Origin of the sequence: Lentimicrobium sp. S6, from assembly GCF_013166635.1 — a bacterium.
GTDB lineage: Bacteria > Bacteroidota > Bacteroidia > Bacteroidales > UBA12170 > UBA12170.
Genome location: NZ_JABKBZ010000046.1, coordinates 1 through 20,046 on the forward strand (window position 1 = coordinate 1; position 20,046 = coordinate 20,046).

The 20,046-nt window shown below is 34.9% G+C and carries 18 protein-coding genes and 1 pseudogene; 6 read left to right on the forward strand and 13 right to left on the reverse strand.

All coding sequences use genetic code 11. From position 1 onward, the window contains the following. Nucleotides 1-163, forward strand: a pseudogene (locus HNS40_RS23195) (IS982 family transposase); the annotation flags it as partial. Nucleotides 164-336: 173 nt separating this feature from the next. Here HNS40_RS23195 and HNS40_RS14480 read toward each other — a convergent pair. The 10 genes from HNS40_RS14480 to HNS40_RS14525 form a co-directional block, all read right to left on the reverse strand. Next, on the reverse strand, nucleotides 337-546 hold the full coding sequence (locus tag HNS40_RS14480) for a hypothetical protein (protein WP_172282041.1): 210 nt from the start codon (nucleotides 544-546) through the stop codon (nucleotides 337-339). 220 nt (nucleotides 547-766) lie between these two features. Then, nucleotides 767-1,879 carry an ABC transporter permease gene (locus tag HNS40_RS14485; RefSeq protein WP_172282043.1) on the reverse strand — a complete coding sequence of 371 codons (1,113 nt, stop codon included), beginning with the start codon at nucleotides 1,877-1,879 and terminating at the stop codon, nucleotides 767-769. 245 nt (nucleotides 1,880-2,124) lie between these two features. Next, nucleotides 2,125-3,222, reverse strand: a complete 1,098-nt coding sequence (locus tag HNS40_RS14490) for an ABC transporter permease (protein WP_172282045.1) — start codon at nucleotides 3,220-3,222, stop codon at nucleotides 2,125-2,127. 2 nt (nucleotides 3,223-3,224) lie between these two features. Beyond that, nucleotides 3,225-3,956: an ABC transporter ATP-binding protein gene (locus tag HNS40_RS14495; protein ID WP_172282047.1), complete on the reverse strand. Its 732-nt coding sequence runs from the start codon at nucleotides 3,954-3,956 to the stop codon at nucleotides 3,225-3,227. Continuing rightward, entirely contained in the window at nucleotides 3,953-4,882 is a 930-nt protein-coding gene (locus HNS40_RS14500; RefSeq protein WP_172282049.1) for an ABC transporter ATP-binding protein, read from the reverse strand. Before HNS40_RS14500 ends, HNS40_RS14495 begins: the two co-directional genes overlap by 4 nt. A gap of 103 nt (nucleotides 4,883-4,985) precedes the next feature. Then, nucleotides 4,986-5,891, reverse strand: a complete 906-nt coding sequence (locus tag HNS40_RS14505) for an HlyD family secretion protein (protein WP_172282051.1) — start codon at nucleotides 5,889-5,891, stop codon at nucleotides 4,986-4,988. A gap of 3 nt (nucleotides 5,892-5,894) precedes the next feature. Continuing rightward, nucleotides 5,895-7,154, reverse strand: a complete 1,260-nt coding sequence (locus HNS40_RS14510) for a TolC family protein (RefSeq protein WP_172282053.1) — start codon at nucleotides 7,152-7,154, stop codon at nucleotides 5,895-5,897. Nucleotides 7,155-7,156: 2 nt separating this feature from the next. Then, entirely contained in the window at nucleotides 7,157-7,771 is a 615-nt protein-coding gene (locus HNS40_RS14515) for a TetR/AcrR family transcriptional regulator (RefSeq protein ID WP_172282056.1), read from the reverse strand. Between the two features lie 252 nt (nucleotides 7,772-8,023). Continuing rightward, complete coding sequence (locus HNS40_RS14520; RefSeq protein ID WP_172282083.1) at nucleotides 8,024-11,905, reverse strand: trifunctional MMPL family transporter/lysophospholipid acyltransferase/class I SAM-dependent methyltransferase; 3,882 nt, start codon at nucleotides 11,903-11,905, stop codon at nucleotides 8,024-8,026. A gap of 241 nt (nucleotides 11,906-12,146) precedes the next feature. Continuing rightward, nucleotides 12,147-12,419, reverse strand: coding sequence for an ATP-dependent Clp protease adaptor ClpS (locus tag HNS40_RS14525; RefSeq protein WP_172282086.1), 273 nt, complete (start codon nucleotides 12,417-12,419; stop codon nucleotides 12,147-12,149). Nucleotides 12,420-12,548: 129 nt separating this feature from the next. On the opposite strand from HNS40_RS14525, the gene HNS40_RS14530 reads away from it, so the two are divergent. Then, entirely contained in the window at nucleotides 12,549-13,220 is a 672-nt protein-coding gene (locus HNS40_RS14530) for a CoA pyrophosphatase (protein WP_172282089.1), read from the forward strand. Between the two features lie 60 nt (nucleotides 13,221-13,280). Here HNS40_RS14530 and HNS40_RS14535 read toward each other — a convergent pair whose 3' ends face one another. The 3 genes from HNS40_RS14535 to thiF all read right to left on the reverse strand — a co-directional run bounded on the left by HNS40_RS14535 (nucleotide 13,281) and on the right by thiF (nucleotide 14,605). Next, nucleotides 13,281-13,697, reverse strand: a complete 417-nt coding sequence (locus HNS40_RS14535; protein WP_172282091.1) for an OsmC family protein — start codon at nucleotides 13,695-13,697, stop codon at nucleotides 13,281-13,283. Nucleotides 13,698-13,816: 119 nt separating this feature from the next. Continuing rightward, nucleotides 13,817-14,020 (reverse strand): sulfur carrier protein ThiS, encoded by a 204-nt coding sequence (gene thiS / locus HNS40_RS14540; protein ID WP_172282093.1) that lies wholly within the window; start codon nucleotides 14,018-14,020, stop codon nucleotides 13,817-13,819. Continuing rightward, on the reverse strand, nucleotides 14,021-14,605 hold the full coding sequence (gene thiF, locus HNS40_RS14545) for a sulfur carrier protein ThiS adenylyltransferase ThiF (RefSeq protein WP_172282096.1): 585 nt from the start codon (nucleotides 14,603-14,605) through the stop codon (nucleotides 14,021-14,023). It lies immediately after the preceding gene. Nucleotides 14,606-15,022: 417 nt separating this feature from the next. Here thiF and HNS40_RS14550 point away from each other — a divergent pair, with 417 nt between their 5' ends. The 4 genes from HNS40_RS14550 (at nucleotide 15,023) to pruA (ending at nucleotide 20,015) form a co-directional block, all read left to right on the forward strand. Then, nucleotides 15,023-17,179 carry an aldehyde ferredoxin oxidoreductase family protein gene (locus HNS40_RS14550; RefSeq protein WP_172282098.1) on the forward strand — a complete coding sequence of 719 codons (2,157 nt, stop codon included), beginning with the start codon at nucleotides 15,023-15,025 and terminating at the stop codon, nucleotides 17,177-17,179. 216 nt (nucleotides 17,180-17,395) lie between these two features. Beyond that, nucleotides 17,396-17,677 (forward strand): pyrimidine/purine nucleoside phosphorylase, encoded by a 282-nt coding sequence (locus HNS40_RS14555; RefSeq protein WP_172282100.1) that lies wholly within the window; start codon nucleotides 17,396-17,398, stop codon nucleotides 17,675-17,677. A gap of 112 nt (nucleotides 17,678-17,789) precedes the next feature. Further along, a complete protein-coding gene (locus tag HNS40_RS14560) occupies nucleotides 17,790-18,161 on the forward strand; it encodes a winged helix-turn-helix domain-containing protein (RefSeq protein WP_172282102.1) in 372 nt (123 codons plus the stop codon). 225 nt (nucleotides 18,162-18,386) lie between these two features. Next, a complete protein-coding gene (gene pruA, locus HNS40_RS14565) occupies nucleotides 18,387-20,015 on the forward strand; it encodes an L-glutamate gamma-semialdehyde dehydrogenase (RefSeq protein ID WP_172282104.1) in 1,629 nt (542 codons plus the stop codon). Nucleotides 20,016-20,046 lie beyond the last annotated feature (31 nt).

The following is a 20,046-nucleotide window of genomic DNA, read 5'->3' on the forward strand; positions in this document are numbered from 1 at the left end:
TGAACTAAAAAACATGTGCCAAATTGAACATTCTAGGCACAGAAGTTTTGAAAATTTTATCTCCAATATTATCGCCGCTCTTATCGCATATTCATTCTTTGCTAAAAAACCTTCTATAAAATATGATATGGAGAAAGACGATCAATTAGCTCTGTTTTTATAATCGAACTCGGGTTATTAGCTGCCACTAATCTATCTGGTTAAGCAACTAGACAGGTGTACTAATGCTGCTCTCTAGCTCGCTTTAAGATGGAACGCGAATTTACACGAATAAGAATGAATTTTCGCGGATAGAATATTTGAAAAATAGTCCTTCGCCAATTCACCAATCTCTCTTTAGGGTTTAAGGCAAGCTAGTTTTCTGAGACAAAATCCTTTAACTATCTCTAGAATATCTGAACTTCCTTTAATCATCACAGGGCTCCAATCCTTTCGTCCCTCAAGGCTTTGATCCCTTCTTCCTTCTTCATTCTTCCTTCTTCCTTCTTCCTTCTTCCTTCTTCCTTCTTCCATTTCACAAAACCAAACGCCAATTAGAGCTGTCAAAATTGATTAACATTCTTGAAGCCAAGCCAAACTGTTAACTATTAGTTTTTACTTGTTCACTTCTTTATCTTCCCTAAAGCAACTGTAAGAAATCTCTAGTATTTCGCAAAAAAACGTCAAGGTCGAAGTTTTTTGCAGATTTGAAATTCAGGAATTTACTTTGGTAAATGACTGGATTCCAAATCAAAAAAGTGAAGAGATTGATGTTTTCCTGCAAATACTAACTGTGTTTACGATAGCGCAACGTAGCCAAAGCAATCATCACCACGGCATAAACAGAAATTGAGACAATATTTTTCCAAACATCCATAAAGCTAGAGCCTTTGAGAAGCACAAGACGCATAAACTCAATAAAGTAGGCAATTGGATTAATGATATTTAGTTTTTGAGCCCAAATAGGCATGTTTTCAACGGGTGTGAACAATCCGCTTAGCAAAATAAATATCATAACAAAAAACCAAGAGATAAACATGGATTGTTGTTGTGTATCAGATAAGGTACTGATAAGCAACCCTATACCCAAAACCAGAATTAAATAGACTCCTGCCACTCCTATCACCAATGGAACACTACCTAGCATAGGGACTGCAAATACAAATTTTGCAATCAATAAGCCTAATCCTAAATCAAACATTGCGATAAACCAGAAGGGCATCAATTTCCCAATGATGAATTGATACTTTTTAATTGGCGTGACATTCAGCTGTTCTATGGTTCCAATTTCTTTTTCTTTAACGATATTCATGGCAGATAGAAAAAGGCCAATAATAGTAACCAATAAAACCAAAATACCCGGAACCATAAAGGTTTTATAATCCAGTTCAGGATTATACCAATAAGCCACCTCATTATTGATTTGACGATAAGCCACCGGAATCATCATTTCTTCGATTAAAAACTCCATATTAAAGCCTCCAAGAATCTGAGCACTATAAGCACTCATCAAACTAGCAGCACTGCCATTAATCGCATCAGTGATGATTTGTACGGTGGTATTGTTTTTATTCAATAAATCCTCCTCAAAATGCTGGGGGATATAAATAATCTGTTCCAAGTCTCCTTTTTGCATCATCTCATCCAAATCTTGATAGCTTGGTTCTACTAGTTTCAGAACATAAAAAGGACTGGCCTCAAATTTAGAAATGAAATTAGCAGAAGTAACAGAACGATCTAAATCTACAATCCCCAAATCAATTTTCTTGATCTCGTAGGTCGCAGTATAAGAAAGCACCAATAGCTGAATCACTGGAATGGCAAAGATGATGGGAAGCATCATTTTATCACGAAAAATCTGCAGAAATTCTTTTTGTATAAAGTATAATATTGTTTTCATCTGTCAATATTCATTATTAATTTAAATCTAAGGTTAAAAATTGTATGGCCACAAATGCTCTATTTTAATTGAATTTAAATAATCAACCGGCTTTAGCTTTGTGCCTTCGAGTTCTATTGGTTGATTTTATAATTTTAAAAACACCCATGATTTATATTCTTGTATTAAAACTTTAATTAATCTTTATAAACATCTCTATATCAATTTAATTACACTATATAATTACAAAGAAATGAAACTAAATATTACTCCAGTCGGATCTTAAATTTCTTGATACTTAGGACTATGAAGAATATGGTCATACCAAGTAGAATGAGTAATTCTTTCCATATCATTTCTATCCCATTTCCCTTAATCATTATATTTTTAATGACGATAACAAACCATTTCGGCGGCATTAAATGACTAAAATATTGAAGTGCCAAAGGCATATTTTTAATGGGAAAAATAAAACCACTCAGCAAAATCGTAGGAAGCAATAGAGCAAACATACTCAACAACATGGCTACTTGTTGAGTTTTCGACACTGTAGAAATAAATAAACCCAATGCTAAAGCCAGTATGATAAATAGTAATGAAGAGGATAATAATAGCGTCAAACTACCACTGAAAGGCATGTGGAATACAAAATAGCTCATCAAAAGAATGAGGATGGCACTAATAAAGGATAAGAAAACATACGGTAAGACTTTTCCTAAGATGATTTGCCAGGGCTTGACCGGCGAAACCAATAATACCTCCATGGTTCCCAATTCCTTTTCTCTTGTAATGGAAATAGAAGTCATCATAGCAGAAACCAACATTAAAACGATGGTTATCAGACCGGGAACAAACAAAAAGACGGACTCTAATTCAGGGTTATAACGCATCTCGGTTTCTGGAATAATCATGACAGGCTGTTCGTTTCGGGTATTTATTTCTGCAACATAATCGCTTATGATGGCTTGGGTATAACTATACACCATATTGGCTGTATTGGGGTCGGATGCATCTGTAATAATTTGAACAGTGGCTCTACCTTCTTTAATCAGGTTCTCACCAAATTGAGGCTCAAAGACAATGACTTCCCTTACTTTCCCCTTTTTAAAAACGCCTTCTATTTCATCTGCATCTTTTAAATTACTATTGAGGATAAAATAACCTGAGGAGACTAGTTTGTTAGTTAACTCTTGAGTATACAAGTCTTTACTCTGATCTAAAATAGAGATTTGTACATTTTTGATATCATTTTTTAGGGCAAAACCGAAAAGTAAAATTTGAACAATGGGAATACCAAATAGAATAACCATGGTTCTGGTATCACGAAAAATCTGCAAAAACTCTTTTATAATGAATATTTTCATGGCTATCCTCTGGCTAGTTTAACAAATACTTTTTCCACGCTATCCACACCAAATTCTTTCTTTAATCCAGCTGGAGTATCTAATGCTTCTATCTTTCCATCCACCATAATACTAACTCGATGGCAATATTCAGCTTCATCCATATAGTGGGTTGTTACAAAGATGGTTTTTCCGTTTTTGGCTTCCTGATAAATCATTTCCCAAAATTGACGACGGGTTAGAGGGTCTACTCCTCCTGTGGGTTCATCTAAAAATACAATAGGCGGTTCGTGCAAAATGGCCACCATAAAAGAAAGCTTTTGCTTTATTCCCAAAGGTAGTTCCACCACTCGTGAACTCGCATACTCATGCAAACTCAAGGAATCCATATAATCAGCAGTTTTCGATTTTATTTGCTTACGGCTCAATCCATAGATTCCTCCGTAAAAACGAATGTTTTCAGCAATGGTCAAATCATCATATAAAGAGAATTTCTGGCTCATATAACCAATACTTTTCTTTATCTGCTCTCTCTGCTTATAGATATCGAATCCAGCTACAGAGACCTCCCCAGAAGTAGGAGCCGAAAGTCCACAAAGGATTTTAATTGCAGTGGTTTTACCAGCTCCATTTGCACCTAAGAAACCGAATATTTCACCACTATTTACTTCAAAAGAAAGATGATCGTTGGCCACGAAGTTGCCAAATTTCTTCACTAAATCTTTTACTATGACTTGTTTTTGAGTGTCTTTCATGATGCTTCTGTTTTTTCTCTATCACTCATTAAATCCATAAAACTATCCTCAATCTCGGCTTTCAAAGTGGAAATTTCTATCTCTTCCATCTGATGCTTCTCCAAGAATGCTATTAATTCCTTTTCATTTATTTTATTAGAGGAGGACAAGTGAATACATTCCCCAAAAAGATAGGCGGAATGACAAGCAGGATGAGTTCTAAGGAGTTTTACGAGTGCGTACATGTCTTTTGCTTTCACACCATACAAATGATGCCTAAAGGTATCTACCACATTTTCCGGCTTATCAATTTGCATAATCTCCCCTTTTTGTATCAATGCTATTCTATCGCAGCGAGCAGCCTCATCCATATAGGGTGTACTCACCAAAATAGTGATTCCTTGGGCTTTTAGCTTGTCTAACATATCCCAAAACTCAATCCTCGAAACCGCATCAACACCAGTAGTGGGCTCATCTAATAATAATACAGTGGGTTTATGAATGAGTGCACAAGAAAGGGCTAGTTTCTGTTTCATTCCTCCGGATAAATCACCAGCTTTTCTTTTCTTAAATGGCTCAATTTGCTCGTAGATATCTTTTATTAAATGATAATTCTCTTTAATGGTGGTATTGAAAATTCCAGCAAAGAAATTCAGGTTCTCTTCCACACTTAAATCCTGATACAAAGAAAATTTACCTGGCATATATCCTAATATAGTTCTGAGCTCTTTATAGTCCTTCTCCACATCTAAGCCTGCCAATTCAATCTGACCCGAATCTGCCAATAACAAACTCGCCAAAATCCGAAATAATGTACTCTTCCCTGCCCCATCTGGTCCGATAAAACCAAATAACTCAGCTTCTCCAATTTCCAAATTGATATCCTTCAAAGCCGCTATATTCTCATAGGACTTATTGATTTGTTGTATGCTTATGATTGGTTTCAATAGTTTAGATTTTATTTGTGTTCAAATAGCCTATTTAAATTATTTCAATTGTTATAAGCACGAAGTTCGAAGCACCCAGCACCCAGCACCCAGTACCCAGTACCTAGAAATTAACTTCCGCAGGCATCCCCGCTTTTAAGCTCCCATCGTTCTTACATTTTATCTTCAAGGCATAAACCAGATTCACTCTTTCTTTCTTGGTTTGAACGGTTTTTGGCGTAAACTCCGCTTGCTCTGCAATCCATGTTATTTCACCAACGAGACTAGTATTTGTAGTTTGATCATTATCAATGAGCACCTCTACTTTCTGACCTATCTTTAAATGTGGTAACTGATCACCACTGACATAAACCTTTAAGCGAATATCGTTTAGTGCAGCAATGGTAAATAAGGGTTTTCCGGGAGCGGTGGTTTCTCCAGTCCTACTCAATTGAGTCAATACTTTTCCATCCACAGGGCAGGTGATGATACATTTAGAAATCTGGTATTCAATAGTGGCAATCTGACTATCAATAGCTTTTACTTGTGCAAACACATTGGATTTTTTGACTTCCGTAGCTGATAGTTGAGCATTTATCAAATCTAGACTTCCCTGAACATCGTCTACTTGTTTTTGGGTTGCTGCTTTTTTAGCGAACAATTGGTCTAGCCTTTTCTTGTTGACTAGAATATTTTCTTTTTGCTGTTTTTGCACTTTTATTTGCGCATCAATATCAGGTAGATTGGCCAATATCATAGTCTGTTGCGCTTTTAACTGCTCTTTTTGACAATGCAAATTCATGCTATCGATTTGTCCAATAATTTGCTCCGCTTTTAAGGTTTTACCCTCCTCAATATCTAACCATAATATTCGCCCTTGACTTTCAGCAGATACAAAGGTTTTATCGAGTTCGAAGTTGCCATAAGCATCGGACTTCTTATTATTGTTTTGGCAAGAGGAAAGTAATGCCAAAGAAAGCATCAAAATCATCATAAAAGCACTGTCAAATTCGTAATTTATCTTTTTCATATCTTATAATTTTCCGAGGATGTTCAAATAATCTAATTTACTATTAATCAATTGTATTTCATGTATCTTCCTGTCGATTTCCGCCTGACTTAAGGTTTGTAATTCTTCAATATATGCTGAGGTAGTAATCACCCCTTGATTCATCTGATGGCTGGCATTTTCTGCCACATTGGTTCTTAAGCGAATCACTTCTGGATCGGATTGTAAAACCACTTCCCATTTCTCAATTTCAGCTCTCATCTGATTTAGCGCCATCTCTATATTTCTCTCAAAATCTTGCTTCTGACTTTCAATCACTTGAATATTTAAATCCATTATATGTTTCTGATTATTATGCTTATTCCAGTTGAGTATCTTCCACTGGAAATTTAATCCCACCATCCAAAACTCAGAGAAATTATCAGAAAGATAATTGAATCCAGGGCGACCATAACCACCTTGAGCAAATGCTGAAATTTTGGGTAGTTTTTGAGCATCAATCAAATTTTTAGAATACTCTAATTTATTTTGAGTTTCTAGCATATATTGGAATTCCAATCGACTTTGTTGCTGATCTTCAATTTGAGGCTGACTCAAGCTTAACTCTATCACACCATTGAGCTCTTGCCCCGTCAAGGTTTCTAAATTCTCGATTAAAGCTGCTCTTTTAATGGCAATCTCGTCCTTCTGTTGCTTGGCTTTAATGAGTTCGACTAGTATTCTATCAGCAGAAGTTTCTAAAATAGCACCCTCCTCTATTAAGGCTTGCATTTCCTTCTGTTTTGCCTTAAGCCTTTTCTCATAGGAGTCGATGATTTTATTCTGCTCATCCAAAAGAACAACGGTAACGAAGAGGTTTTTTACCTCATTTTTAATGTGATATAGATTCTGGTCCACCTCTAATTGTTCTAGAATCTGTTGCAATTCTTCTAGATTCTTTTGCTTCTGATAAATTCCGCCTCTATAAATAACTTGATTTACGTCTAAAGTCATTTTATATTGGTCTTTACTCAATTCGGGAACATCCATATTAGGAATATCGAATGGAAGACTAATGACCTCATTCTGATAAGTCGCTCTTCCATTGAGTATGATCTGAGGAAGCAAATCCTTTTTATAATTCTCGACTTCAATTTGAGAATTTTCAGCTTTCAAAGCTTTCTGAGCATATACAGGATGATGAATCACCGCAAAGTCAAAACATTCTTGTAAACTTATCTGTTTTTGGGCAGACAAGTTAGAAACCACCATGAAAGCTATAATTAGACTTAAAATTCGTTTCATATTTATTTGGTTTTTATACTATTAATGACAAAATCAGCAACATTTGTTCTCCTTTCCTTAAGGAAAGTTTTATACTCTTCCTTATTTCCCTTAAACAATACTCCTGTCACCATAGGTCTAGCCACCACAGGAAAAATACATAAAGAAATCACATTGACTATTAAATGCTTTGGTGAAATATTGATTATCCTCCCTTTTTCAATTTCGGCATCAATATCATCCAGTATAAATTGAATATCAATATCCAAATCTGCAATGGTTTGTATTAATTGCTCAGGACGATGATTGAGTTCATGGATGACAAAACCAGGGAGATGAGGATTCTTTTCAATAATATTTAAATAACTTTCCACAAAAACGCGAAGCCTATCGAAAAAATCGCCTTCAGTTTTAAATGACTTAATGAGATTAGGTAGTAGGGCTTTAATTGCAGTTCTAAATACAATGGAAAACAGTTTCTCTTTGCTGCGATAATAATAATGAAGTAAGGCTTTATTAATTCCAGCCTCATCGGCAATTTGTTGCATTCTTGCTCCTGCCATTCCATTTTCTATGAAAACTTTTTCTGCAGCCTCCACTATTTTGCATTCTGTATTGATGTCTTTTTTGCTCACCATCTTGATTCAAATTATATTTTACCATTTGATTTAACCATTTGGTTAAACTAGTTGGCAAATATATGCAAATTGATATTAGGAAGTCAAGTTTTTATTGAATATTTTTCTATCCGACTGATTTAATGCATATTAAAACCAACCTAATGAATATTAGTATTTCCTATTTATCCTAAGATTTGAAGCAATCCCTCATAATTAAGGAAATAGCAAAGTATTTTTTATATGGTAGAAAGAATGGCTAAGAAAATGGCATTAGACCTTTCGCCCAATAATCACCACATTAGAATTCATTTTGGTATGGTCGATGAGTTCAACTTGTAGACCAAGTGATTCGAGTAAGGAAATCCTATCGCTAGCAGTACCAAAGTATAATTGTTTGTTATCGTCTTTGGTTTTATTAAAGCCAAAGAATTTGGTAGATTGCCATTCACTGAACTTGGTTCCTCTGTGTTTCTTCTCAAGACTGGTATCTGCATCACGAATGATAATCATTCCTCCTTGATTTAAATGGGCAACAGATTCCTTAATCACATATTCTTGCTCATCTTCAGGAATATAATGAAGCACATCGGCTAAAACATAGACATCAGCATTCTGGAATTTCCAATGGTTTAAATCTGCTGACTCAAACTCCACTTGTCCATCTAAAAATTGCTTTCTCGCACTATTATTTTGAGCCACTTGAATTTTATCTTCATCATAATCTACTCCCAGCACACTCCTCTTATTGGAAAGCATCATGAGCATATAATCCAACATGCCGTTACCACAACCCAAATCGATGATATGTGCCTCTTGAGGAATCACTTCATTAAAGAACTCGTAATTCTTTTCAAAATTCATCTTAATCTTCACATACCATTCTAGAACCGGTCCTTTATAGATATAATTCATATCCACACGTTTGCGCATATAATTTGGTGTGATTACTTCATTTGCAATCTCCTCTAATTGATCTTGATACCAAGACCTGAATTTCTTAGAACGCTGCACATACCCTTCTCCAAATCGCTTATCATCAAGAGCTATCCTATCTCCCACTTTCACATCTATTCTACCACTCTTCAGAAAAGGTTCTCCTTTGGTGATACAATGCCCAGGCCCGTGCAGAATAATAGGTAATACATCCAAATTTAATTGCTCAGCTAGGTAAAAAGCTCCTTTATGAAAACGGCCTATTTTTCCTGTAGCAGAGCGAGTTCCTTCTGGGAAAATCATGATAGAATAACCTTCGTCTGTCTTTTTCTTCAATAAATCTACATGGGCATGGAGATGGTCGAGAATGGGATAAAAATCAGCCATTTTCACAATGAATCCATAGAAGAAATTCCTTTGTACCCAGTCATTGGTCAGCAATATCATTTTAGGATGCAACATGAGCATCAACATGATATCGATATGGCTTTGATGGTTGCTTATAATAACTGCAGGCTCCTCAAACTTTTTCTTATCGAAGCCCATCACATTTTTCTTCACATTAAACATGATATAAATCATGATTCTACTCGTAATGACCAATAGCTTATGAAACCACAACCTTGTACGCTTACTCTTGCCTCCTGTTAGAATGATCAAAAAGAAACCAGCAATGGTATTAAACAAACTCCCTATGGTAAAAACCAAAAGAGCAATAATAGAGCCCAATAGATTCAATGCAGTAACCGGAACCAATCTTCGCTGTCCTTTTTTCACATTGATCAGCCAATAGAATAGCAAAGGCTGCAAACTGAAACTCAATATAAATACACTCGACAAACCGATGACAGTCACAAAAGCCATGGATTGTAACGCAGGATGCTTAGCAAAAAGCAGAACTCCAATTCCAACCATACTAGTCACTGTCGAAAATAGAATACTGGTTTTAAAAGAGTCTAATTTCTCTTCTCCATATTTATATTCCTGCATTAAACCACGTGTGATAAAAATGCAATAATCTATCCCTAAACCAAAAACGAAGGTGCTGATAATAATATTTACGATATTGAATTCTAACCCTAAAAGAGCCATGAGTCCAGTAGTCCAAATCCAACTCAAAGCCAAAGGTAAATAGGTAATGACTGCTAATTCAATTCTCCCAAAACTCATCCAGATAATTAAGAAAACCAGTAATAAAGTTAAATTGACCAACCACTGAAAATCATCTTGTAATTGCTTGACGAATTGAGTAGTAAGATATTCTTTATCAATAATATAAATGCCTTCGTGAGATTGCTGATCTAAAACGTCATGCAATTTATGTTTATTCTCTGAACTTGTTTTTATTTGAGTGATGGCCATAGGCATTTCGGCTGTCCCCTGAAGAAACTCACTTAAAAATGCTTCTTTAATCAAATGGGTATCTGACTCTGAAATACTGACAAAATCAGAATGAAACCAATTCTTAAATCGATCAAAACTTCCAGCCCTAAAGCCATAGTTGTTTTCTATATCCTCTAATTGGCTGAGCAGAATCTTCTGTTTATCAAATGTCCAATAAGCTTTCCATTTTTCTATTTTCTCATTCTGCAGCTTTTTAGAAGGTAATATGGATGAAACCGAAGTAAAGTTCATCACCAAGTCTTTATCTATATTCGACAAACGATTTTCGAAAGCTTCGTTTTTCTGAAGAACGGATTCTAAATCATCTCCTAAGGCCACCACATATATATTCCTCTGACTCAGTTTTGTGATCTCATTCAGATGTCGCTCGGCATTTCTGGTCTTGGCCTCCATGAAATTGATTTCATTCATATCGCCCTGAAATTTAACTTCTTTAGAGAAATAGTAAAAAACAGGAGATAAAATGAGGATGGCTAGGATCAAAAAAGTCTTCTGGTGAAAAGGGTAAATAGAAATATAGTTGACGAGTCTTTGAACAAGGTTGAGCTTCACTTCTTTTTTCTCTTCTCCCTTCTTCTTCTCTTTCAAAATTAAAGGAATAAAAACGAGGGAAAACAAAGCTGAAAAAATTATACTAAGCCCTGCAAACCAACCCATATCTTGCAATGCTGGAGCGGAGACTACTAGTAATCCAAGAAATGCTGTTGCTGTAGTAGCTGCACTTATCAAAATGGGTTCACTTACATCTTCCAATACTTTCTTAATGGAATTGGTTTTCTGAAAGTGAGTAAAAATATGTAAAACATAGTCGATACTAATCCCCACCAATACAGAACCCAGACCTAATGCAATGGCTGATATTTCCCCTTTTAGTAAATACAATACCGCCATACTTGTAATGACTGCTAAAGCAGCTGGTAAAAAGATAATGAGATACAGTCGTTTGCTTTTATAGAAAAAGGCAATCAACAAAACCACCATCACCAAAGCCATACTCACGGTTAAAATGATGTCTTTTTTAATTTGCTCTGCATTTCCAGCTGCTACCACAGGTGCACCAAAATACTCAGCTATTATCCTCCCCTCAAACTGCTCTTCAAGCTCTTGAATATAGCTTTCTATTTCTAGAACCATTTTTGCATTCTGTGCTGTTTCTGAAGAACTAGCTATTGGAGTAAGAAAGAATAATAAATGCTTTTTGTCCTGAGTGAACAGATATCCTTTATCAATACTAATTTCTTGATCTATTTGAAAACCTTTTAAACGCTCTAGCGCTTTTAAACTCAAACCTGCTGGATCTTCAATAACCAACTTTTTAAGAAATACGGAAGCAGGGCTCAATAAACTCTTATACTTTTTTTTGAATGAGGATTGAAAGCGACCTTGCGTTATCAAAGTGTCAAAATAAGCATAATCAGAATCCTCTAAAAGAAAAGGTAAATTTCTTAATACATAGCTACTCACTTGGTCTATAGACTGATTCTCAATATTCAGTCTGATTTCTTTAATACGCGCTGAGGAGGCTAATGAATCGGATAATTGCTTGGCAAACTTAATCAGCTCGTTTTGTTGAATTTCTGAAGTATCACTTAAATAAATATTGAAAAACAGTCTATCGCTGAGGTTAATATGCGCTAAGATATCATTCAGTTGATCAGCATTTTCTGACTTGGGTAAAATAGCCCGTGCATCTTCTGATAATTTCAATTGAAATGCCCCAAAACCAAGAGCTAGAAAAAACAAAATAGTTATCAAACCATATAATACTGGGCGACGGCGAAAAGCTTTTTGAAAACCAAAGAAAAATCTATTCATTCTACCTTTTTAGTGGAAAGAGCAAAGATAAAAACTTAGGAGACTTTCTAAACCTTTAAAATTAAAAAAAGTGTAGCATCTAAGAATGGATGGGACCCATAAAAGACATTTAAGAATATATAAGAAAAAACAAAGACTTATATGACCTTATATACCATAATATGGTCAAAAGCCACAGATACAAATTAATAGATAAAAAGAGAGTATGAATAAGAAGATACACTATGTTTGTTCAGAAAAACTAATCAATAGCCACAGTTAAATCACGATCTGACATTTCTCTAAACGAAGGCTTTAACTCATTATAGCTACCCGATTTCACTTGGCATTTACCTTTATGATGAACGATTAAGGCACATTGCTCAGCTTGCAAAGGATCATGTTCACAAACATCTATTAATGTTTCTATTACAAAATCGAAGGTATTATGATCGTCATTAAAAAGAATTAAGGATTTATTCTCTTCTAATAACTCACTGGATTCATAATCAAATTGATGTTGTTCTTGACTCATAAAAATACAATTATTATTTCTCATATTATAATGGCGCAAAGATAAGCATAAGATGTTTCTGTCTAAACTATTTTAAATTTTTTACGAAATAATAATCTTATGAGTTTCCTCTTTTTCTATTTTTGCCAAATGAATAGAAATGCAGATAGCTGGACTCTAGAATTAAAGAAGCTACTTGAAAATCCACTTCCTGGATCCAAGGCACATACACGTGTGGCTCCTATCGACAGAATCGAAGGTTTGGAAAATAGAGATTGGCCCTTAGATGCCAAGCGCAGCGCCGTTACTTTTCTATTATTTCCAAAGGACGGAAAGATTCATACATTATTCATGAAGAGACCCGAGTATCCTGGTGTTCACAGCGGACAAGTATCCTTACCTGGTGGTCAAAAAGAAAAAACCGACAAAAACCTACTAGAAACAGCCCTCAGAGAATATGGCGAAGAAACTGGAGTCATTTTAGAGGAGAGCAATTATATGGCTCCCCTCTCCGAACTCTATATTCCTCCTTCCAACTTTTTGGTTCAGCCTTTTGTTGCTTTTGTAAACGAGCTGGATGAGTTATTTCCTGATAAGACCGAAGTAGAGTCTTTACATCTAGTGGCATTGGAGGATTTATTTAAAAAAGAAAAATTCACCACCGAGGAAATCCTAATTCGTAATAGAGAGAAAAAAAACATGAGCATAAAAGCCCCATGTTATATGATTAATGGACTCAAAATTTGGGGAGCCACTGCCATGATGATTAGTGAACTTCAAATGATTTTTGAGGAAGGTAACATTGACTTAACTATTTCCTAAAAACAAAAAAAGAGACAACATTTATTAATGTTATCTCTTCATTTTTTGTTTTATGTTCTATTACTCCACTACCACAATCTTGTGATCAATAGAAGCAAACTTACGATACATATCACTTACACCACAATATCTTTCTTGTGAAAGATTAACTGCTTTTTCCAATTTTGCCATAGGTAGGTCTTTTCCTTTGAAGGTATAAACGATAGTAAACGCGTCAAAATATTTAGGATGTTCTGTGGTTAAATTTGCTTCCACATCAATGCTAAAGTCCTCTAATTCTACTCTCATTTTTGTTAGCATGGAAACTACATCCATACCGGTACAACCTGCTAGTGCAACTAGCATCAATGGTTTTGGCTTAGGGCCTTTATTCTCTCCTCCCACTGATGGGTCGGCATCTATTATGATCTTATGTCCATCTAAATCCGCTTCGAAAGACATTCCTTTAGTCCATTTTACAGTTGTTTTTGCGCTCATTATAATGTGTTTTTATGTTTACTTTATATTTAGTTTCTAGTGGCAAATATAATACATATAGATAAATCATCACAAATTTAACAGCTTATTCATATTTAGCGTATTCTCGCAAAGAACAATTATCCTCCACTAATCATATGTATAATTTGCAAATCATCCCCATCCTTTACAAAACTAGACTCATATTCAGGTTTTCTAATCAATTTTCCATTGATTTTAATCACCAAGAGTTTAAAAGTAAAACGCTTGACTTTCAGCACTTCCGAAACACTTAAACTATCTTGTTCGAAGGATTCTGGCTTATTATTTAGTGTTATATTCATTTATTTCTCTTTTAAAAGTAATTCTAATACTGTGTCGGCTTGCATATTCGCAACTATGCCAACTCGCGGAGCTAATGGAGGGAATTCCTCCGAGACTTCACTTTTTTCATCGCCACAAATATACAGATTGTCAGAATTACGCAAATGAATCGATTCAATATCTCCCCAACCCGCCATTCCTAGTCCAATAACTAAAGGAGTCGCAGATAGTTTTTCACAAATGGTTTCAATAATTATTTGTTTCATTTCAGCATTATCGAAAGCTTCCACTATAACATCACAATTCTTATATAGGTCGTAAATATCTTGAGCTTCAAGCTTAATCTGATGAGCTGAGATTTGAACATCTGGATTAATAAGATGGATATTCTCCTTTAAACTATAAACTTTCTGTTTTCCTATTTGATGATGAAAATAATACTGTCTATTCAAATTACTCTCTTCAATAACATCAAAATCAGCAATAATGAGCTTTCCAACCCCCACTCTCGCCAATGCTACAGCACAATTGGAACCCAATCCACCACATCCGGCAATTCCTACGGTTTTATTTAAAAGTATCTCCTTTATCTTTTCAAATTTCATAAAATTCAGTCATTAATTTAAAACACGACAAAAAACAAAAAATTACATCATAAATACTAAGAATTTCACTTATCATTTAGCCTGAAATGAAGCATCCTGACTCCAAAAACTTTATATTTATAAGATTCTAAATACCGTTGAACATCCTGAATTCCTTATTTTTTTTTCAGCCTATATAATTATTTTACAAAGTTAAATATATTCCAACATATCTCATATTCAGAATTTTTAAATACTTGCATATATTAAACCCAAGATATTTTTCTAATCTTCATAATTAAGACTGAATATAAATATCGATATGCGTTAGTTTGCATATCTGATTATTAGGCTCTTTGGTGATTTTAGTAGATTAATTTTTATAAATTTGTCCAACGCAATTAAAATGGAATTATACATATAATAAATCCTTAGGATATGAATATTGAAGAAATAAAAAAACAACACAAATTATTAGCCGATTGGAAATACGACATCACTCCAGTTGACAAGGGATATACAGATAAAACTCTCTATATCAATGTTTCTGATCTTACGATAAAATCAAAGGACGTTCCTGCTGAAATGAAAGAGAAATTCATCGGTGGAAAAGGATATGGTTTAAAATACCTTTGGGATGCAACAAAGCCTGACACAAAATGGAATGATCCTGAGAATGAAATCGTGATTTCTGGAGGCCCTATTTGTGGTATTACACAGTATTCTGGTACTGGTAAATCATTAGTTGTTAGTATATCTCCACAAACTAATTCAGTGATGGATAGTAATGTAGGTGGATACTTTGGACCATTTTTAAAATTTTCTGGATTTGATTCACTAGAACTTCAAGGAAAATCTGACAAAGAAGTGATTATCTTCATTGATGGAACAACTGGTAAAATTGAGATTATTGAAGCTCCTGCTGAAGCTATTGACAGTCATGTATTGGCTGAGCAGCTTACAGAAATGTATGCTGACAATGATAAAGACAGAAAAAATGTAGCGGTCGTATCTGCTGGTGAAGCTGCCGATCATTCATTAATAGGAATGCTCAACTTTAGTTTCTTCGATGCTAAACGTAAAGTAGTAAGATTGAAACAAGCAGGCCGTGGAGGTATCGGTACTGTTTTTAGAGATAAAAAGATTAAAGCTCTTGTTTGTAAAGTTCCTGGTGTAACAGGAAACCTAAACAATGTGGTTGATCTTAAAGCCATCATGGAACGCGGTAGGACTTTCAACAAAGAGATGCGCGATTTAGATGATGACCAATGTGAAATGAAAACTAAAGGTACTGCTCACCTTATGGAAATCATGAATGATTATGATTTACTTCCTACAAACAATTATAAGTATGGTAGTCATCATGATATCAAAAACATTGACTCTGAAGAGTGGAAAAGAAGATTTACTCAAGGTGTACCTGATGGATGTTGGTTAGGTTGTAATATGTCTTGTGCTAAAGGTATTGATAATTATGAATTAAGAACAGGTCCTTACGCTGGACAAAAAGTAATAGTTGATGGTCCTGAATATGAAAATGCTGGTGGACTTGGTTCTAACTGTGGTATTTTTAACCCTGATTATATTATTGAAGCGAACTTCTATTGCGATACTTATGGTATTTGCACTATTTCTTGGGGTACTTTAATGGCCTTTGCTATGGAGTGTTATGAGAATGGCATTCTAAACGAAGAAAGAACTGGTGGCTTAAAACTTAACTTCGGTAATTCTGATTCTGCTATGGAAGCCATGCACCAATTGGCTCGTGGAGAAGGATTTGGTCTTATTGCCGGAATGGGCGTTCGTAAGATGAAAGAGCTTTTCATTAAGAATGGTTGGGGTGATGCTGATTTCTTACAAGATATCGGAATGGAAAATAAAGGATTAGAATATTCTGAGTATATCTCTAAAGAATCTCTAGCTCAACAAGGTGGTTTTGCCATGACAAATAAAGGACCTCAGCACGATGAAGCTTGGTTAATCTTTATGGACGCAGTAAACAACCAAATTCCTTCTTTCGAAGACAAAGCAGAAGCCTTACATTATTTCCCAATGTTTAGAACTTGGTTCGGATTAATGGGATTATGTAAACTTCCGTGGAATGATGTAGAGCCTATTACTAATGCAGATTCTGACGAGCCTGCAAAAGTTCCAGAACACGTTGACAATTATGTAACTATATTCAATGCTGTAACTGGTCAGAATATTGACAAACACGATATCATCCGTCAATCTGAAAGAGTTTATAATTACCAAAGAGCCTTTAACCTAAGAAGAGGTTACGGCACTAGAGAATTTGATGCTCAACCATACAGAGCTGCTGGCCCTGTTACTATTGAGGAATACGAATCTAGAGCAGAACGTTACGATAAGCAACTAAAAGAAATTTTAAATATTGAACCAGAAGGTAAAACTACTGAAGAAAAACGTGATATTCTTAGAGAATTCCGTGAGTCTCAATATGAAAAATTATTAGATGCTGTATATTTAAGAAGAGGATGGACCAAGAATGGTGTCCCTAAAATCTCTCACATGAAAGATTTAGGAATGGATTTACCAGAAATTCTTGAAACAATAACTCCTCATCAAAACTAATGATTCTGATGATAATATAGATAAAAAGTCCTCTATAAAATGAGGGCTTTTTTTAATGCTTTTTTTCTCAAATCAAACTTTATTCTGACTAATTATTAATAGCAGAAATAACTACATCAAAGAGCACTGCATAAAAAATAGTTTTATTTTAGCTGCTCCTTCAGTAGGATATAGAGAGATTACAAATCAAATAATAAATTATAAAAACAATACGCAATGTTTAATGTAAACGAATATTTCGACGGAACGGTAAAATCATTAGGTTTTGATAATAAAGCAGGCAAAGTAACCATTGGCGTAATGGCTAAAGGTGAATATGAATTTGGTACTTCTATGGTTGAGCACATGACCGTAACATCAGGAGAAATGAAAGTTTTAATTGATGGTGAAACAGAATGGAAAGTTTATGGAGAATACGAAACTTTTAGAGTAGAAAAAGATTCTAGTTTTAAAGTCATCTTAGAAGATCAAACTTCATATAAATGCGTTTATAGCTAGGAAGTTCATTTTTTTAGCTATTTATTTAACAATTTATATTTCCCAGCGGTAAATTTCGTTTTATATTTGCCATTGGTAAATAAAAGCATGCGGTCCAAAAAAAAACTAATATATGAAACCACCAAGAAGCTCAAGAAATGATGTATTCCTAAGATACAAATTATGGTTATCAGCTGTATCTGGCGAAGGTATTATTGAAGAAAACACATATGCTATTTTAAAAGCAATTGATGAAATGGGTTCGCTAAAATCTGCAGCAGAGCATTTAGGAGTGAGCTATAGAAAAGCTTGGGGTGATATAAAAAATTCAGAAGAATTATTGGGCTACAATCTCACAGAAAAGTACAGAGGAGGAGTTGGTGGAGGAGCCTCCACCCTCACCCCTAAAGCTAAAAACCTATTGGAAGCCTACGACACCTTACATAAGAAAATGGATAATGCCATTGAAGATGCTTATGAAGACTTTAAGGATAAAATATTATAATTCATAATAATTACATATCTTAAGTATTAAAACTCTTCAAAACTTCCAAATCATAAAAAAACGCCCTAAAGCAGATATTTTCAGGCATTTTTTATTCCCAATATTTAACAAATTAAAAACTTTTCTTTCCCTTCGAATTTTAAGAGGAAATATTACTTTTGCAATCGTTATGCAAACCCAATGCATATCGATAAAATGAACATTTAACATTAATATTTCAGTCATATGCAAAACAGTTTATATTTTGTTCCTCCAGCTAAAAACGAGCCCGTTTTGTCCTACAAAAGTGGTTCCCCTGAGAGAGAAAAAATCCTTAAAGCTCTTGAATGCGCTAGATCATACGAAGTTGATATTCCAATGATCATCAATGGAAAAGAAGTATTTACAGACAATAAAATAAAAATGAGTCCTCCTCATGATCATCAAAAAGTTTTAGGGCACTATAGCCGTGGAAACGAAGGTCATGTTAAGGATGCTATCAATGCCGCTTTAGCAGCAAGAAAAGGTTGGGCTTCCATGTCATGGAAACAAAGAGCCTCTATTTTCCTTAAAGCTGCAGGTATGATTTCTGGTCCATATAGAGCCAGAATTAATGCAGCAACTATGCTGGCTCAATCTAAATCTGTGCACCAAGCAGAGATTGATGCCGCTTGTGAATTAGCAGATTTCTTAAGATTTAATGTACAGTACATGACCGAAATCTATAATGAACAACCTGAATCTGACGAATCGATCTGGAACAGAATTGAGCAAAGAGGTTTAGAAGGTTTCGTTTTTGCTCTCACTCCTTTCAACTTTACTGCCATTGCTGGTAATTTACCTTCTGCTCCTGCCCTCATGGGAAATACAGTTGTTTGGAAACCATCAAATACTCAAATATATTCAGCTACTATTATCATGGAGATTTTCATGGAAGCTGGCTTACCTGATGGTGTCATTAATTTGGTATATGTTTCAGGTCCTGTTGCCGGGAAAGTCATTTTCTCACATAGAGATTTTGCTGGAATCCACTTTACAGGTTCTACTTCAGTATTTCAAAATATTTGGAAAGAAATTGGTAAGAATATTCAAAACTTCAGATCCTATCCTAGAATAGTTGGAGAAACTGGTGGTAAAAACTTTGTATTAGCTCATAAATCGGCAAATGCTAGGCAAGTAGCTACAGCCTTAACTCGTGGTGCATTCGAATATCAAGGCCAAAAGTGTTCTGCTGCCTCTCGTGCCTATCTTCCACAAAGTCTTTGGGAAGATATTTTACATGAAATTAAATGCGATATGGTATCCATGAAAATGGGGCCCGTTGAAGACTTTTCAAACTTTGTAAATGCTGTAATCGATGAAGGGTCTTTTGACAAGCTTTCTTCTTTTATTGATGGAGCCAAAAATGCTGATGATGCTGAAATCATCTATGGAGGTAATTATGATAAATCGATAGGTTACTTTATAGAACCCACCATCATTCTGACTACTAATCCACATTATGTTACCATGGAAGAAGAGCTTTTCGGACCTATTTTAACCATTTATATTTATGAAGAAGACAAGTTTGAAGAGACTATCGAATTGGTAGATAATACATCCATTTATGCGCTTACAGGATCTATTTTCTCTAAAGATAGATTTGTAATTGAGGATGTGATGAAGAAACTTAATCATGCTGCTGGTAATTTCTATATCAATGATAAACCAACCGGTGCTGTGGTCAACCAACAACCATTTGGAGGAGCTAGAGGATCGGGAACCAATGATAAAGCAGGTTCTAAACTAAACCTATTAAGATGGGTGAGTCCACGAACTATTAAAGAATGCTTTGTTCCAGCTGAAAGCTATAAATATCCATTCTTAGAAGAGTAGGTTATAAATTCAATGCCATTAAAAAAACCAG

Bases quoted from the DNA above. Each gene is read 5' to 3' on its own strand.
- HNS40_RS14485 (WP_172282043.1), bottom strand. From the start codon at position 1,879: ATGAAAACAATATTATACTTTATACAAAAAGAATTTCTGCAGATTTTT.
- HNS40_RS14490 (WP_172282045.1), bottom strand. From the start codon at position 3,222: ATGAAAATATTCATTATAAAAGAGTTTTTGCAGATTTTTCGTGATACC.
- HNS40_RS14495 (WP_172282047.1), bottom strand. From the start codon at position 3,956: ATGAAAGACACTCAAAAACAAGTCATAGTAAAAGATTTAGTGAAGAAA.
- HNS40_RS14505 (WP_172282051.1), bottom strand. From the start codon at position 5,891: ATGAAAAAGATAAATTACGAATTTGACAGTGCTTTTATGATGATTTTG.
- HNS40_RS14510 (WP_172282053.1), bottom strand. From the start codon at position 7,154: ATGAAACGAATTTTAAGTCTAATTATAGCTTTCATGGTGGTTTCTAAC.
- HNS40_RS14515 (WP_172282056.1), bottom strand. From the start codon at position 7,771: ATGGTGAGCAAAAAAGACATCAATACAGAATGCAAAATAGTGGAGGCT.
- HNS40_RS14520 (WP_172282083.1), bottom strand. From the start codon at position 11,905: ATGAATAGATTTTTCTTTGGTTTTCAAAAAGCTTTTCGCCGTCGCCCA.
- HNS40_RS14525 (WP_172282086.1), bottom strand. From the start codon at position 12,419: ATGAGTCAAGAACAACATCAATTTGATTATGAATCCAGTGAGTTATTA.
- HNS40_RS14530 (WP_172282089.1), top strand. From the start codon at position 12,549: ATGAATAGAAATGCAGATAGCTGGACTCTAGAATTAAAGAAGCTACTT.
- HNS40_RS14535 (WP_172282091.1), bottom strand. From the start codon at position 13,697: ATGAGCGCAAAAACAACTGTAAAATGGACTAAAGGAATGTCTTTCGAA.
- thiS (WP_172282093.1), bottom strand. From the start codon at position 14,020: ATGAATATAACACTAAATAATAAGCCAGAATCCTTCGAACAAGATAGT.
- thiF (WP_172282096.1), bottom strand. From the start codon at position 14,605: ATGAAATTTGAAAAGATAAAGGAGATACTTTTAAATAAAACCGTAGGA.
- HNS40_RS14550 (WP_172282098.1), top strand. From the start codon at position 15,023: ATGAATATTGAAGAAATAAAAAAACAACACAAATTATTAGCCGATTGG.
- HNS40_RS14555 (WP_172282100.1), top strand. From the start codon at position 17,396: ATGTTTAATGTAAACGAATATTTCGACGGAACGGTAAAATCATTAGGT.
- HNS40_RS14560 (WP_172282102.1), top strand. From the start codon at position 17,790: ATGAAACCACCAAGAAGCTCAAGAAATGATGTATTCCTAAGATACAAA.
- pruA (WP_172282104.1), top strand. From the start codon at position 18,387: ATGCAAAACAGTTTATATTTTGTTCCTCCAGCTAAAAACGAGCCCGTT.